The 15551-nt window shown below is 72.1% G+C and carries 12 protein-coding genes and 1 tRNA gene; 6 read left to right on the top strand and 7 right to left on the bottom strand.

Annotation, left to right across the window (positions count from 1 at the left end):
- The first annotated feature begins 192 nt into the window (after positions 1 to 192).
- Positions 193 to 1119, top strand: coding sequence for an ornithine carbamoyltransferase (locus ACWGE1_RS24685; RefSeq protein ID WP_453422663.1), 927 nt, complete (start codon positions 193 to 195; stop codon positions 1117 to 1119).
- A 28-nt stretch (positions 1120 to 1147) separates the two neighbouring features.
- On the opposite strand, the gene ACWGE1_RS24680 is transcribed toward ACWGE1_RS24685, so the two are convergent.
- The 3 genes from ACWGE1_RS24680 to ACWGE1_RS24670 all read right to left on the bottom strand — a co-directional run bounded on the left by ACWGE1_RS24680 (position 1148) and on the right by ACWGE1_RS24670 (position 5487).
- Positions 1148 to 2596 carry an amidase family protein gene (locus tag ACWGE1_RS24680; protein ID WP_453422662.1) on the bottom strand — a complete coding sequence of 483 codons (1449 nt, stop codon included), beginning with the start codon at positions 2594 to 2596 and terminating at the stop codon, positions 1148 to 1150.
- Positions 2589 to 3356, bottom strand: a complete 768-nt coding sequence (locus ACWGE1_RS24675) for a thioesterase II family protein (RefSeq protein WP_453422661.1) — start codon at positions 3354 to 3356, stop codon at positions 2589 to 2591. The genes ACWGE1_RS24680 and ACWGE1_RS24675 overlap by 8 nt, the downstream gene beginning before the upstream one ends.
- Before the next feature lie 154 nt (positions 3357 to 3510).
- Positions 3511 to 5487, bottom strand: coding sequence for a BTAD domain-containing putative transcriptional regulator (locus ACWGE1_RS24670; RefSeq protein ID WP_453422660.1), 1977 nt, complete (start codon positions 5485 to 5487; stop codon positions 3511 to 3513).
- A 717-nt stretch (positions 5488 to 6204) separates the two neighbouring features.
- Here ACWGE1_RS24670 and ACWGE1_RS24665 point away from each other — a divergent pair.
- The 5 genes from ACWGE1_RS24665 (at position 6205) to ACWGE1_RS24645 (ending at position 9629) form a co-directional block, all read left to right on the top strand.
- Complete coding sequence (locus tag ACWGE1_RS24665; RefSeq protein ID WP_453422659.1) at positions 6205 to 6594, top strand: helix-turn-helix domain-containing protein; 390 nt, start codon at positions 6205 to 6207, stop codon at positions 6592 to 6594.
- A complete protein-coding gene (locus ACWGE1_RS24660) occupies positions 6591 to 7109 on the top strand; it encodes a hypothetical protein (RefSeq protein WP_453422658.1) in 519 nt (172 codons plus the stop codon). Before ACWGE1_RS24665 ends, ACWGE1_RS24660 begins: the two co-directional genes overlap by 4 nt.
- A gap of 8 nt (positions 7110 to 7117) precedes the next feature.
- Positions 7118 to 8365, top strand: a complete 1248-nt coding sequence (locus ACWGE1_RS24655) for an MAB_1171c family putative transporter (RefSeq protein ID WP_453422657.1) — start codon at positions 7118 to 7120, stop codon at positions 8363 to 8365.
- Between the two features lie 122 nt (positions 8366 to 8487).
- Positions 8488 to 8560 (top strand) — tRNA-Arg (locus ACWGE1_RS24650).
- Between the two features lie 232 nt (positions 8561 to 8792).
- Entirely contained in the window at positions 8793 to 9629 is an 837-nt protein-coding gene (locus tag ACWGE1_RS24645; protein ID WP_453422656.1) for a nitroreductase/quinone reductase family protein, read from the top strand.
- On the opposite strand, the gene ACWGE1_RS24640 is transcribed toward ACWGE1_RS24645, so the two are convergent.
- From ACWGE1_RS24640 to ACWGE1_RS24625, 4 genes are all read right to left on the bottom strand, one after another.
- Positions 9532 to 10869 carry an ATP-binding protein gene (locus ACWGE1_RS24640; RefSeq protein ID WP_453422655.1) on the bottom strand — a complete coding sequence of 446 codons (1338 nt, stop codon included), beginning with the start codon at positions 10867 to 10869 and terminating at the stop codon, positions 9532 to 9534. The genes ACWGE1_RS24645 and ACWGE1_RS24640 overlap by 98 nt on opposite strands.
- A gap of 256 nt (positions 10870 to 11125) precedes the next feature.
- Complete coding sequence (locus ACWGE1_RS24635) at positions 11126 to 11329, bottom strand: hypothetical protein (protein WP_202506911.1); 204 nt, start codon at positions 11327 to 11329, stop codon at positions 11126 to 11128.
- Between the two features lie 99 nt (positions 11330 to 11428).
- A complete protein-coding gene (locus ACWGE1_RS24630) occupies positions 11429 to 13381 on the bottom strand; it encodes an MFS transporter (protein ID WP_453422654.1) in 1953 nt (650 codons plus the stop codon).
- Positions 13382 to 13485: 104 nt separating this feature from the next.
- Positions 13486 to 15551, bottom strand: a 2066-nt coding sequence (locus ACWGE1_RS24625) for a hypothetical protein (protein WP_453422653.1), incomplete at its 5' end; no start/stop codon positions are given.

Here is a 15551-nt window from a genome sequence, read left to right as displayed (position 1 = left end):
GCTGGCTCCTGTACTTCGTCGACAACTCGTAACGGCCGGAGCGCACACGCACGTCCGACACGCTGCCAGACCGTACGGAGCGGGATTTTCAGCCTGTTATCGCGAGCCCATCCGGCCCGGGGCCGTGGTCGATACCACCCTGATAAACGGCGCCTCTACATTGCGAAGCCCGCTGAGCACAGGAGTCCCGCAATGGTCCGAAACCACCTCATCTCGCTGGCCGACATCGCCGATGCCGACCTGTACCGGATCGTGGACAGGGGCGGACAGTTCGCCTCCGGGGCGGCGTGGCAGGCCGAGACGCTGGGCGGCGCCGTCGTCGGCGTGTACTTCCGGGCGACGTCGACCCGTACCCGTACGGCGTTCTCCTCGGCGGCCCTGCGCCTGGGCGCGCGCCTGATCACGTACGGCCCGCACGACCTGCAGCTCAACACGGGCGAGACGATGCACGACACCGGCCTGGTCCTGGGGGGCATGCTGGACGCCCTGGTCGCCCGTACGGCGGGCAGCGTCGAGGAGCTGCGCGCCCTGGCCGGCCAGGACCGGATGGCGGTCGTGAACGCGATGGGGGCGCAGGAGCACCCCACCCAGGCGCTGACCGATCTGACCGCGATGGCCGGACACTTCGGCGAGCTGGCCGGACGGCGCGTGCTCTACATGGGCGAGGGCAACAACACCGCTGCCGCCCTCGCTCTGGCCCTTCCGCGCTATCCGGGTACGGAGCTGCACCTGCGGACCCCGCAGGGCTACGGCGTGGACCCGGACATCCTGGTGCGGGCCAAGGAGTACGCGGCCCTGCACGGCTCGACCGTGACCGAGCGGCACGACACCATCGACCTGCCCACGGGCGTCGACGTCGTGTACACCACCCGCTGGCAGACCACGGGCACCTCGAAGGCCGACCCGGACTGGCGCGAGGGCTTCGTGCCGTTCCGGGTCGACGAGGCCGTCATGGAGTCCAGCCCGGACGCGGTCTTCATGCACGACCTGCCCGCGCACCGCGGCGAGGAAGTCACCGCCGCGGTGCTGGACGGGCCGCGTTCGATCGCGTTCACCCAGGCCGAGGCGAAGATGCACAGCGCCGCGGCCGCTCTGGAGTGGAGCCTCGGCGCCCTCTAGGCCTGACGGGGTCCCCGGGCGGGACGGGTCACCGGGCCGGCGGGCGGCGGACCGGCCCCGTCCGCTCGAAGGCGTGGGCGAGCCGGAGCAGCACCGGCTCGCTGAACGCCCGGCCGGTGAAGGTGATGCCGACGGGCAGTCCGTCCGACCAGCCGGCCGGCATGCTGATCGCGGGGTAGCCGGCGATGCCGGGCGCGAGTGCGGCACCGTGCGGATCGGGGTCGCCCTCGACCATGTCGATCAGCCACGGGGGCGGACAGGTCGGCATGACCAGCGCGTCGAGCCGGTGCTCGTCCATGACGGCGTCGATGCCCTCCGCGCCCGCCAGCCGCCGCACGGTCGCCAGCGCCTCGCGGTACCCCGTCTCGTCCGGGTCGGGCGTGAAGGCGGCCAGCATCTCCAGGATGTCCTGCTCGAAGTACTCCAGTTCGACCGCCGCGTTCTGCCGGTTCGCCTCGACCAGCGCGGCGATGGAGCGCGGGTGGTCGCCGGGCGTCCGGGCCAGGTACCCGCCGAGGGCCTGCGCCGTCTCGTGCATCACGACGGCGCCGAAGGCCGGATCGGAGGTGAGCCGGTCCGCCGTCGGTATGTCCGTGCCCTCGACGATCACCGCGCCGGCCCGGCTCATGGTCTCCAGGGCGCGCTCGGCGACCTCGTCGGCGGCTTCGCTGTAGCCGAAGAACATCTTGCGGGGCACTCCGATGCGCGCTCCGCGCAGCCCGTCCGCATCGAGGAACTGCCGGTAGTCGAGGGTGGGCGCGCCCTCCGTGGCCGCGTCCAGCGGATCGGGGCCGGCGATCACGGAAAGGACTTCCGCGGCGTCGGCGACGGTCCGGGCCAGGGGACCGATCGAGTCGAAGCTGGGGATGGCCGGGATCATTCCCGCACGACTGGTGAGTCCGGTCGTCGGCTTCACCCCGACGAGGCAGTTCGCGGCGGCCGGGCCCAGGATCGACCCGATGGTCTCGGTGCCGAGCGCCACCGCGCACAGGTTCGCCGAGACGCCGACGGCCGAGCCCGAGCTCGACCCGTGCGGCGAGCGGTCCGTGTCGTACGGATTGCGCGTCTGGCCGCCCCGGGCGCTCCATCCCGCCGGCCCGAGGATCCACGAGGTCTTGTTGGCCTTGCCGAGCAGCACGGCTCCGGCGGCCCGCAGCCGGGCGGCGACCGTGGCGTCGCGCTCCGGCCGGGAGCCGAGCATCACCGTGGAGCCGCTCGTGGTGTGCATCCGGTCGGCGGTGTCCAGGTTGTCCTTGAGGAGCACGGGAATGCCGTGCAGCGGCCCGCGGACCGGACCGGCGTCCAGCCGGGCGGCCTCCGCCTCCGCGTCCGGGTTCACTTCGATGACGGCGCGCAGTTCCTCGTTGCAGCGCTCGATCCGGTCCAGGTACCAGCGGGTCAGCTGCAGGGCGGTGATCCGCCCGTCGGCGAGCGCCTCCCGGAGCTGTGCCAGGGTCGCTTCGGTCGGATCAAACACGGGACACCGCCGTCAGGGAGGAGAGCTCGCGCAGCAGCGCCGGCTCGTGGTCGGTCAGGTAGAAGTGGCCACCGGGGAACAGCTTGCGCGTGAAGGGGCCCGTGGTGACCTCGGCCCAGGCGTCGACGTCCTCCAGGCGGGCGTCGGCGTCGTCCTCGCCGTAGAAGGCGTGCACCGGGCAGTCGAGCGGCTCGGGCGTACCCTGCCGGTACGTCGCCACCAGCGAGAAGTCGGACTGGATCGGCGGCAGGACGAGGTCGCGCAGCTCCGGGTCCTCGAAGAGCTGGGCGTCGTACCCACCGAGCCGCTTGACCTCGGCGATCAGGGCCTCCTCGCTGTACACACCGGTCCCGTCACCGCGGCGGGCCGAACCGGGCGGCGCCGACCTGCGGCGCGAGGGCGGCACCTGGCCGGACACGAGCAGCGCGGCGGCCGGCACCCGCTGCGCCACCTCGTAGGCGATCCACGCGCCCATGCTGTGGCCGAACAGCACGAGCGGCCGGTCGAGCAGCGGGGTGAGCGCCTCGACGACCGCCTCGACCATCGGCTCCATCCGGTCGATGTTGGGCTCGGCGACCCGGTCCTGCCGCCCCGGGTAGCGGACCGCGAGCACCTCCACGTCGGACGGCAGCCCGGCGGCCCAGGTGCGGAAGGCGCTCGGACCGCCGCCGGCATGCGCGAAGCACACCAGGCGGACCCGCGGCCGGTCCACCGGCCGGTACCGCCTCAACCACTGGTCGGTCTGCTGAATGGCAGTCATGGTGTTCCTCCGTAGGAACGTTCACGTTCTCGTTCTCGTCCCGGGCGGCGGGGCGGGGGACGACGCGGACGGCCCGGACGCACGTCCACCGGTCAAGTGGTGTGCGCCCGGGCCGCGACAAGGATCCGCACGCGCCCCGCCGGCCGGGGTGGTGTCAGCAGACGATACGAAGGGGCGGTATCGGTGCGCTATCGCCCGAGTCCACCGAGGCGGCCACCACCCGCTCCAGCGCCGCCGCACGCTCGGTGGCGTCCTTCTCGGTGTAGACGGTCTCCTCGGCGTGCAGCGCCACCAGGCCGGGCAGCCGGTACCGGAACCAGCCGTCGGCCCCGGTGTCGGTGACCTCGAGCAGCGTGGCGTCGACCAGTTCCTCCAGGAGCCCCTGGGCGTCCATCGGATCGGTGTCGAGGAGCGCCTGGGCCGCCCAGACCGCGATCCGGTCCCCGTCGATCAGCCCGAGCCGGGCGTACAGCTCCGCGGCGGCCGGCGGGAGCGCGCTGTAGCCGCTGAACAGGGCCGTCCGCAGCGTGGGAGCACCGGTGTAGAGCTCCTCCAGCCGGTGCCGGGGGTCGCTGAGGCGGGCGAGCAGATGAGGTAAACGCCAATGGGGCTTGGCCACGAGCCGGGCTGCGGCGGCGGACAGGGCGAGCGGCAGGTAGTCGCACAGCGCGGCGAGCTCGTTCGCCGAGGCGCCGCCCTCCTCCACGCGTCCGTCGCTCACGAGGGCGCCGAGCAGCGTCACGGCCTCGGCCGGCTTCAACTCCGGCAGCCTGAGCCGGACCTGCGCCGCGACGGCGAGGACCCGGCGGCTCGTCAGGAGGAAGCAGCAGCTGCCCGCCTTGGGCACCAGCTCGTGCGCGAGGGCGTCGTCGGGGATGCCGTCGAGGATCACCAGCATGCGCCGGTCCTCGACCCGCCGGTGGAACTCCTTGAGCCGGTCCTGGTGGCTCTTGGGGATCTGGGAGTCCGACATGCCGAGAGCCCGCAGGAGAGCGGCGGGGACGTCGGCGCTCTCGGTCCGGTCGAGGTCGACGTGGAGCTGCCCGTCGGGGAACGCCTCGGCGGCCCCGCGCGCCCAGTGCAGCGCGAGTGCGGTCTTGCCGATGCCGGGGCGGCCGACGAGCAGTCCGACGGCCGGGGCTCCGCCGCGGGCCCGGCGGAGCAGGGCGTCGAGGGCGTTGAGCTCGCGGTCCCGGCCGACGAAGGTGACGGCGCCCGGCGGGAGTTCCGGCAGCGCGGCGCAGACGCTCAGCGGCCCGCCCATGTCGGCGGCCGGCATCAGCCCGGAGGTCTCCTGGAGGATCGCCGTGTGCAGGTCCTGGAGGACGCGGCCGGGCTCCAGGCCGATCTCCTCCCGGAAGACCCGCTGCGCCTGACGGAAGAGGCTGAGGGCCTCGGACCGGTGGCCCGACCGGTAGTGGGCGAGCATGAGCGCGGCCCGCGCCTGCTCCCACAGCGGCTGGTCGTCCACGAGCGTGGTCAGTTCGGAGATGATTTCGCGGTGCCGGCCGAGCTGCAGCTGCAGGGTCGCGTACTGCTCGTACGCGGTGAGCCGCCGGTGCTCCAGCAGGGCGGCCTCCGTCTCGATGACGGGGCTGGAGATGTCCGTGAGGACCGGGCCCCGCCACAGGGAGAGGGCCTGGCCCAGCAGATCGGCCGACGCGCCGGTGTCCCCGCGCTGGGCGAGCGTCTGCGCGGCCTCCACGCCGGAGGCGAACTCCACCGAGTCGATCCGGTGTTCCGACCTGCGCAGCAGATATCCGGGGGCGGCGGTGACGATCACCTTCTCGGTGCACCCCGCCGCCTGGAACGCCTTGCGCAGGCTGGCTATGCAAATGGCGATCTGGGTACGGCTGGTGGCCGGCGGGCGCCCGTTCCACACCGCCTCGACGAGCTGGTCGATCGACACGACCCGGTCCGGAGCCAGCAACAGCATTGCGAGGACGATCCGTTGCCTCGGTCCGCCGATCTCGACCCGGCGGGAGCCGGCCCAGACCTCCAGCGGGCCGAGGACCCGGAAGACGAAGTGGTCATCGCTGCGGGCGATGTCCCCCTGTTGACGCGGATAGTACGGACCCGCCGTATCCCCACGTGCTGAGTACAGCGGTGAGGCGGCAATTACTTGCAGCATTAACTGAATCCCCGTTTTTAGTCAACTCTTGAATCTGCAAACTACATTCGCGGCGTCCGACAGCAGCACCGGCCGCCGCCATGGTGGTCCCGGATTCCGGCGCCATGAGGTTGCGACACACCGTCATGAGAAGGGCCACAGCACGAAATGGGGCGGCCGATGGCACACCGATGCGCACCGGGGCGGCAACGGGGTCGGACGACTGGAGAACCCTCAGCGGGACGGCGCGGAAATGCGACAGCGTCTGCCGGCGGGCGTCGGACGGCATCTTCGACCGGATGCTTCGGGCCGCGCGGGCGCGAGCAGGGAGGTCCGGAGCCGGCAACAGGGCTCCTGGGTCCGGCCCTCGGCCGTTCTCGACCGGGTCGGACCGGCGAGTCTCAGCGGCGTGACATCGCCACCCGGTACGACAAGACGGCCCGGCTGTACCGAGCAGCCGTCACCTTCGCATCGTCTCTGAGGCAGGCATGACACTTTCAGGACAGCTCCTAGCAGTCCGTTACCTTGGTCGGTGACGCCGCGCAGGGCATCACCGGTGCCGGGCAAACTGCGTGGTCCCCCATGGTCCACGGCTGGCACGCTTGGTTAATCTCAGCTAACCTCGCCGAGCCTTGCACGCTGGCCACTAGGTGTCAACTGAAGTTAATCCTCGCCACACAGGAGGCCGTTCTGCAGACGGAAACATTCGGGGAACGGCTGAACAAGCTCTTCGAGAGCGTGCATCCACCGGACCGTGGCCCGTACTCGAACAAGGAGGTCGCGGCGCTGCTGAGCGAGCGCGGCGGCCCCGCCCTCTCCCATGTCTACCTGTGGCAGCTGCGCAGCGGACGGCGGGACAACCCCACCCGGCGGCACCTGGAAGCGCTGGCGGGCTTCTTCGGCGTACCCGTGGCCTACTTCTTCGACGACACCACCGCGTCCAAGGTCGAGGCCGAGCTGGCGTTCGTGCGGCGGCTGCGCGACAGCGGGGTGCGGCGGGTGGCCACACGGGTCGCCGGGCTGTCGCCGCAGAGCATGGGACAGATCCTGGCCACCATCGAGCAGCTGCGTGAGCAAGAACACCTGGCGCCCGACCCGAGCGACGAAGACGCGGACGAGAACCCGTGAGGTTCGGCGACACCACGCGGCGCGCCAGCCGCCGCTTCGTCCGCAGCCTCGAGTTGCCGCCGGTGGGCAGCATCCGGGAGCTGCTGCCCGCCGTCGAGGAGATCTCCGGGCACCCGATCCGGCTCGCCCCCGCCCCCGTGGAGAGCAGTCAGGGCGTGTGCGGGATGTGGATAAGGACGGTGGACGGGATCGACTACATCTTCGTCCACGAGAACACGAGCCGTGCGCACCAGGATCACATCCTCGCGCACGAACTCGCCCACATACTGCGCAGCCATTCGGGAAACCTGATCCTCCCTCAAGAAGTGACACTCGCGGATCAGTTGGTCCCCACCCTTGATCCTTCCGTGGTGAAGATGATGCTCGGTCGCACCAATTACAAACACGAGGACGAAAAAGAGGCCGAGCTGATCGGCACCCATCTCCAACGCCTCGTCCACCGGCCCGGTCGGTACACCAAAGGCCACGATCGCGTGGCAGAGACATTGCTGCACGGAATGCGCGGCAGGAAGTAACGGGTCCAGTGCAACAACTGCTCCATCCCATATGCCTGACCCTGGCGGTGGTGGGATTTCTTCTGCTCGTCTGGCCCCCGCGCCACCTCTGCGAGGACCGGGCGCGTGCGGCACTCGTCGGCGTCTACGGCTTCTGCGCGGTCTCCTTCCTGGCTTCCCTGGAACCCGTCTGGAAGATGCTGGGCGACGTGACGGGCTCTCACTCCATCGGCATCCTCGTCGCGTTCGGGTCCGTGACGGCCCAGATGGCCGCGCAGACGGCCGTCCTCGCCTACTGGGCGCTCGCGCCGGGGAAGGCCCACAAGCGGGTCCGCCTCTACCTCATGGCGGGGGCGGTGATCCTCCTGGCGCTGCTGACGCTGTACCTCCTGCTCCCCCCTTCGGGGCCGAGCACTCCCCAGTCCTTCAACGCCACGCACGTCCAGATCGGCGTCTACCAGGCGTACCTGACCCTGTACGTCGTCGCCTACATCCTCGGCCAGAGCATCCTCGCCGTGGGCTGCTGGAGCGCCGCCTACCGTACGGACGAGGTCTGGATCGCCCGCGGGCTGCGCGTCGTCGGCACGGGCGCGATCTTCACCTTCGGCTACGGCACCATCAGGCTCGCCGGAGTCGGCGCCGTCGCCATCGGCCTGCCCCGCCCGCCGAAGTCCGTGGAGAGCCTGGCGTGGATCTTCGCCGACGGCGGCAACACCCTGGTGCTCTCCGGATTCTTCATCCCCACCCTGGCCGTTCACGTCTTCCCGCGCCTGCGGGACTCGGTGCGCACGCACCGCGACTACCGCAGCCTGGCGCCCCTGTGGGAGGAGCTGAACCGGGCCATGCCCACCATCGTGCTCGAACCCGCCCAGAGCGCCGTCGCGGCCCGCATGCCGGTCTGGGGCACCCCCTGGCGGCTGTACCGCCGTGCCGTGGAGATCCGGGACGGCCAATGGGCCCTGCAGCACCACCTGGAGAAGTCGGTGGCGACGACCGCCGAGGAGCGCCACCGCGCCGCCGGCCTCAGCGGCACCGAGCTGGCCGCCGCCGTCACCGCCGACCAGCTCCGCGCGGCACTGGACGCCCACGGCCGGGGCGGATCCCCCCGCACGGTGACCGAGTACGCCGACGCCGGCATCCGCGAGGAGGTCCGCAGCCCGGACGACGACGTCCGCGCGCTCGTGCGCATCGCCGCCCACTTCGACGCCGCCCCCGCCGCAGGAACCGCCGACGGCCACCGTCCGGCACCCCTGCTGCCCACGGGCCCGGAGAACTGAGCCGCGGACTCCCGCACTGATCCGCTACCCTGTCCCTGGGCTGCCCTCGCGGCAGCCCAGGACCTCGCCAGGACCAGCCGAAGGCTCACGCAGAGCATTCGGCCGCGTTCCGCGCAAGGCCCGCCTTCGTAGCTCAGGGGATAGAGCACGGCTCTCCTAAAGCCGGTGTCGCAGGTTCGAATCCTGCCGAGGGCACAGTCGAGGACCCCCCGCCGCAAAACGGCTGGGGGTCCTCTTCGCATTGTGGTTGTATGGCACCCGTGTCGCGTGACGCCGCCTACTGAGAAGTGGGCCGGGCGGTGGTCGGGCAGGCACCTGTTGTTGAAGGACCGGGCCCATGGGCATGTACGCCACCGGCTACGGGTGATCTCCCTCGGTTGTTTCGCTGCCGTCGCACGCACACACACCGTGAGGAAATCCACACGCCATGTCATCGTTCAATCACGCCGTCATCGAAGAGTTCCGGGCGAACGCCGGCCGGGTCGGCGGGCCCTTCGAGGGTTCCGAGCTGATCCTGCTCACCACCACCGGAGCCAGGTCCGGGAAGCCGCACACCGTTCCGCTCGGCCTCGCCCGCGAGGGCGGGGAGCTGCTCGTCGTCGGGTCGGCCGCCGGGGCCGAGCGGCATCCCGCCTGGTACCACAACCTGCTCGCGCGCCCCCTCGTACAGGTCGAGACCGGGTCCGAGGAGTACGAGGCCGTCGCCGTCCCCGCCGAAGGGGCCCGGCGGGACGAGCTGTTCGCGCGGATCGTCCGCGCGGAGCCCGGGTACGGGGAGTACCAGGCGCGCACCCGGCGGGTGATTCCCGTCGTCGCCCTCCAGCGCACCCACGAGGTTCCCGCCGGTGAGGGCGGCATCGCCGGGAAGCTGCTCGAGGTGCACGGCTGGCTGCGGGCGCAGCTGGACCTCGTACGGGCGCTCGCCCGGGAGGAGCCGCAGGGCGGCGGGGCGGCCTCGCTCGGCCTGCAACTGCGCCAGCACTGCCTCGCCTTCTGCCACTCGCTGGACTTCCACCACCGCAGCGAGGACGCCGGCCTCTTCCCCCACCTGGAGCGGCAGCACCCCCACATGCGGGAGTTCTTCCGCCGGATCGGCGCCGAGCACGCCACCATCGCCCGGCTCCAGGAGGAGTTGGTACGGGCGCTGGACGCGCCCGGCGCCGGGTTCAGCGGGCGCGTGGAGCGGATGAGCCGGGAGCTGGAGGCTCATCTCGAGAGCGAGGAGGCGCAGTTGCTCCCGGTGCTGCGGGCTCTGGAAGCGTGACGCGGACCTCGGCGCCGCCCTCCTCCCGGTTGCGGAAGGCGAGGGCGGCGCCGAGGACCCGGGCCTGGCCGGCGGCGATGGTCAGGCCCAGCCCGTGCCCCTTGTTCGTGCCCTCCGTACGGAACCGCTGCGGGCCGGTGGTCAGCAGGTACACCGGATAGCCGGGGCCCGAGTCGGACACCGTCAGGGTGCGGCCGTCGACCGTGAGCGTGACCGGGGCGGCGCCGTGGCGGTGCGCGTTGGCCACGAGGTTGCCCAGGATCCGCTCCAGGCGCCGCCGGTCGGTGTCCACCCGCAGGGAGCCGCGCACCACCAGGGCCGTGTCGGTGCCGGAGGCGCGGATCGTGCGCGCCGCCAGGTCGGCCAGGTCGTGCGAGTCCAGTTCCACGCGTTCGCTGCGCGTCTCCAGCCGGGAGATCTCCAGCAGGTCCTCGGTCAGCGCGCGCATGGCCTGCACCCGGTCGCGCACGAGCTCGGCCGGGCGGCCCGGCGGCAGCAGCTCGGCGGCCGCGTTCAGGCCGGTCAGCGGGGTGCGGAGCTCGTGGGCGACGTCCGCCGTGAACCGCTGTTCCGCCTCCAGCTTGCCCTGCAACGACGCGGCCATGGTGTCCAGGGCCCGGGAGACCGCCGCCACCTCGTCCTTGCTGCGCGTCGTGTCCTCGACCCGCGCGTCCAGGTCGCCCGCGCTGATCCGGCGGGCCACCTGCGCGGTCAGGTGCAGCCTCCGGGTGATCCGGGTGACGACGAACGCGCCGATGATCAGGGTGCCGCCGATGGCCAGCCCCGAGGAGCCGAGGATGGCCCGGTCCAGTTCGGCGATGGTCCGCTCGCTGCCGCGGAAGTCCACGGAGACGGCTATCGCGGTGCCCTGGGCGGCGGGCCCCGCCGCCCACATCACGGGGCGGCCCCGGTGCGTGCCGACGGCCGTGCCGCGCTTGCCGCCGACGGCGAGGGCGCGCAGCTCCGGGGGCAGGCCCGCCGGGTCGATGCCCTCGCCGCGCGGCATGCGCGCGCCGGCCTCGTACGCCTCGACGGTCCGCTCCAGCCGGGTCAGCGCCTTCTCCCGGGCCGTGCCCACGGTCTGGCGGGTCATGGCGCCGTGCACGAGACAGCCCAGCAGCGCCGCGAGCCCGCAGCACATGAGGGTGATGAAGACCGTGGCCTTCCAGGTCAGGGTGGAGGTCCAGGCGGGCAGCCGGGGGCGCGGCCGCAGCCGCTCGCCGCGCTGCATGTCGTTCATGGTCAGCTCACGGTAATGCGGCCACCCCGGTGGGCGACCGGCGGGATCCGGCCGGATCGGACCGGATCAGGCCAGATCCCGTCGGATCCCGTCGGATCCCGTCGGATCACGTCGGATCACGTCGGATCACGTCGGATCACGCCACCAGGCCGGCGCAGGGCCCGGCGGGGGCGCGTCACGGCGTGCGAGGCGCACGGAGCACACGGAGCGCACGAAGCCCCTCCGGCCGCCGGCCGGAAGGGCTGTGCCATCACGGTCAGCTCAGGCCACTGCTGCGTTCGCCGATGCGGTCGCCCTGCGGAGTGCCGGCGCGCTTGAGCGCGGCCTTCGTGTGCAGTCCGCCCTTGACCTTGCTCCGTACCGGACCACTGAAGCCGTGACCCGGAGCGCGCGGCGGTTGCGCCTGTTCCTGCGCCTTCGCGATGGCCGCCCGGACGTCCCGCTTCTGCTCTTTGTTCATCCCGTCGTCAACTCCTTCGGGAAGCACCCAATCGGACTACTGGGATCGTATGCACATATACGGACCAACGCACCCGGACCGATGTGCAAAGAATTCCGATCAAGGACGCGGCGGAGCCGGACGGTTCGGCTGGCCCAGCGTCTGGTGCACCAGGTCCTCCGGGCAGGGCGTCCCCCGCGGCAGCTGGTACTTCGCCGCCACCCGGTACTCCCCCGGCGCGGGCGCCAGCAGCTCCGTCCACACGTCCCCGGTGTCATCCGGAGCGGCCTTGAACAGGCATCCAGCCGTGTTCGCGTACTGCTTGCGGAGCGCGCCGCCCTCCGCGCTCCCGCCCCGTGCCTTCGAGGCGAAGGTCTCCTGCGGCGGCGCCACCGGCCTGCCCTCCGCGTCCACCAGCCCCAGCCACGGCGAGTGCGGGATCCGCACCAGCACCCGTCCGGGCTGCTTCACGTCGACGACCAGCCGGTCCGCGCTCGCCCGCACCACGGTCGCCGGCCCGGCCACCAGGTCCGTCGGCTCGTGGACCTTGAAGAGCTGCCAGTTCGCATCGCCCCACACCTGCTGGAGGTACGGGACCCCCTCCCGCACCAGCTTCGCCTCGTCCTCGCCGCCCGAGTCGGGTTTGTCGGCGGGCAGCACCACGTAGTGCACGGCCCAGCGGTCCAGCCAGGCCCGGTAGCTGTCGGCGGTGAGGGTGTCGTCGTAGAAGAGCGGGTTGCGCTCCAGGTCGGCCTGCCGGTTCCAGCCGCGCGCGAGGTTCACGTACGAGGGGAAGGCGGAGGACTCGCGGTGGCTGCTGGCCGGGACCACCTCGACCCGGCCGCGGTCGGCGCCCGCCTTCTGCAGCTGGTCGACGAGCGGGGCCAGCTCCCGGCTCCAGGCGGCCAGGGGCGTGGTGCGGACGATGTCCGTGATGCTGTTGGTGGTGATCCAGGCGTTCAGCCCCACGAAGGCCAGCAGGACCGCGTACCGGCGCCGCGAGCGCGGAAGCTCGTACGGGAGGGCCGCGAGCAGCGCGACCCCGCCGAACAGCATCACCATCCGCGTGACGTTCGAGCCGACCTGGGAGTCGATCAGCCAGGTGAGGAAGACCCCGAGGGCGTAGACGGCCGAGGCGATCCGGACGGTCTTCCACCGCCTCGGCACGAGGAACAGGATCAGCAGCGCGAACACGAACGGCAGCCCGGCCGAGCCCAGCTTCATCGGCTGCGTCCCGGAGAACGGGAACAGCCAGGCCGACAGCCCCACCACGGCCACCGGGGCCAGCCCCAGGGCGTACGCACCCGGGCGCCGCCCGCTCAGGAACAGCGCGGCCGCGATCACCCCGAGGAAGAGCCCGGCGACCGGGCTGGCTGCGGTCGCGAGACCGGCCAGCGGGGCCGCCACCGCCGCCTTGGCCCAGCGCCGCTCCGCCCATTTGCGGGGCCAGCAGAAGACGGCGGCCACCGCGCCGAGCGCGAACATCACGCCGAGGCCGAAGGTGACGCGGCCCGAGAGGGCGTTGCAGAGCAGCCCGTAGACCCCGGCCAGGGCGGGCCACAGCGGCTCGCGCACGGCCCCTCGGCAGCGGGTCAGGATGAGCGCGAGCAGCCCGGCCGAGACGGTCCCGGCGATCATCATCGTGGTCCGGACGCCGAGCATGTGCATGAGGTACGGCGAGACCACGCTGTACGAGACGGGGTGCATCCCGCCGTACCAGGCGAGGTTGTACGCCGAGTCGGGATGGCGGCCGACGAACTCGGCCCAGGCGTCCTGCGCGGCGAGGTCCCCGCCGCTGTTGGCGAAGCTGAAGAACCAGGCGACGTGCAGCAGCGCGGCGAGGACGGTGGCGACGGCCACCGGACGGCGCCGGGCCCCGTCGAGCACGGCCCGGACGGGGCCGCGGGACGGCCGTATGCCGCCGGGCGCCCCGGCGGGTGCGGCGGAGGGCGCGGGAGGCGCGGACACGCCCGCGGACACCCCTGAAGCACCGTCGGCGCCACTGCCGGCGGCGACGCCGACGGCCGACGGGACGGCCTGCCGGCGCCGGCCCTGCTGCTCAGCGGTGGTCACTGCCGCACTCCCCAACACACACGAGTCCACACTTCCCGGGGGCCAAGACGCGACCCGGCGCCCCGAGGTTGCCCGGGGCGCCGGATCCACGCTCTCACCGGATGTCAGCCGACGCGCGTCAGCTTGCTGCCGATCCCCGGCGCGGCGAGGTCGCTCTGCAGCGCCACCGGCACCTTGACCTGGCTGGCACCCTCACCGACGGTCAGCATGCCGACCTCGGTACCGGCCGTCGCGGTCTGCGGCAGCTTGCCCCCGCCGTCCGCGAGCTTGACGTCGACGGTCAGCGAGGCCCAGCCGACCGCCTGCACGTCGGCGGTGGCGACGACCGGCGTCCGGCCGCCGAGACCGTCGTCCACGTAGCCCACGACGGCGCCCTTCTTGACGACGGTCGCGCCGTCGAGGGCCTTCTGGGTCTCGAGCATCAGCTGCTTGCTCGCGGCGAGCACGCTGTCGATGATCGGCGCCTTGTGCTGGCCGAGGACGGCTCCGACGATCAGCTGGTTGGTCTTGCCGACCTTCTTCTGCGCGGCGAAGAGGAGGTTTCCGCCCGCCTTGGTCGTCGTACCGGTCTTGATGCCGAGCGCGCCGGTGGGTCCGGTCAGGCCGTTCCAGTTCCGCCAGTTCTTGCCGGACGGGTCGACCCAGCTGGGCTTCTTGGTGATGTCCAGCAGCGTCTCGATCTCGACGAGCTTCAGACCCAGCTTGACCTGGTCCTCGGCGGTGCTGACCGTGGTCGCGTCCAGACCCGAGGGGTCCGTGTACGTGGTGTTGGTCATGCCGAGTTCCTTGGCGGTGTCGTTCATCTTCTTGACGAACGCCTCCTGCGAACCGGAGTCCCAGCGCGCGAGCAGCCGCGCGATGTTGTTGGCCGACGGGATCATCAGGGCTGCGATCGCGTCGTACTCCGAGATCTTGTCGCCCTCCTTGACCGTGTCGAGGGTGGACTCGTTGTCGGTCGAGTTGTTCTTCTTGCCCTCGGTCTCGGCCGTCTTGTCGACGTCGATCATCGCGCCCTGCTCACCCTTCTTGATCGGGTGGTCGCGCAGGATGATGTACGCCGTCATCGACTTGGTGACGCTCGCGATCGGCACGGGCTTCTGCTCGCCGGACTGGCCGAGCGTGCCGAGGCCGGCGGCCGCCATGTACGCCTGGCCCTCGGTGGGCCACGGCAGCTGGGGCTTGGATCCCTCGAAGGTGTACGAGGACGTCGCGGTCATCACGAGCTTCGGCTCGGGCAGCGGGCGCACCAGCTGCACGACGGCGAGGATGATCGCCAGGAGCACGAAGAGCGGCGCGTAGATCTTGACCCGCCGGACGGCGGTGCGCATCGGGCTCGGCGGCGGGGGCGGGTTGTTCGTGAGGTCCGCCAGCATGTCGAGCGGCGGCTTGGGCGGCAGCGGCTGCTGCGTGGTCCGCTCGGACCGGTCGATCCGCGCGGCGGCGGGGACCGGGGGCCTCGGCCGCTGCCCGGCCGCGGGCGGGGGCGCGATGCCCTCCGGGCGCAGCGGCACGAAGGTGCTGCCCTTGGGCGCCTCGGCTGCGGGCTCGGCCTCGGCGGGCTTCGCTTCGGCCGCCCTGGCCGTGGCCGGCTTGGCCAGGGCCGCCTTGGACAGGGTCGGCTTGGCGCCGGGAGGCTTGGCGCCGGCCGGCTTCGGGGTCTCCGCCTTGACCGCGTCCACCCTCGGGACCCGGAAGACGGCGGTGCGCTCGCTGTCCGCGGGCTTCTCGGCCGCGGGCTTCTCGGCCGCGGGCTTCTCGGCCGCGGGCTTCTCGGCCGCCTCGGCGGAAGCCGAACCGGAAGCGGGCTTCACCGCACGGAACACAGCCGTGCGCTCGCTGTCGGCAGGCCCGTCGGCCGCGGGCTTCCCCGCCGCATCGGCAGGAGCCGAACCGGAAGCGGGCTTCACCGCACGGAACACGGCGGTGCGCTCACTGTCCGCGGCCTTCTCGGCCGCGGGCTTCCCCGCCGCATCGGCAGGAGCCGAACCGGAAGCAGGCTTCACCGCACGGAAGACCGCGGTGCGCTCACTGTCCGCGGGCTCGTCGGCCGCGGGCTTCCCCGCCACATCGGCAGGAGCCGAACCGGAAGCAGGCTTCACCGCACGGAACACGGCGGTGCGCTCACTGTCCGCAGGCGCGTCGGCCGCAGGCTTCGGCTCCCGCTCCGGGG

The sequence above is a fragment of the Streptomyces sp. NPDC054932 genome (genome assembly GCF_053610205.1).
This window is presented reverse-complemented; position numbering and strand designations above follow the sequence as displayed.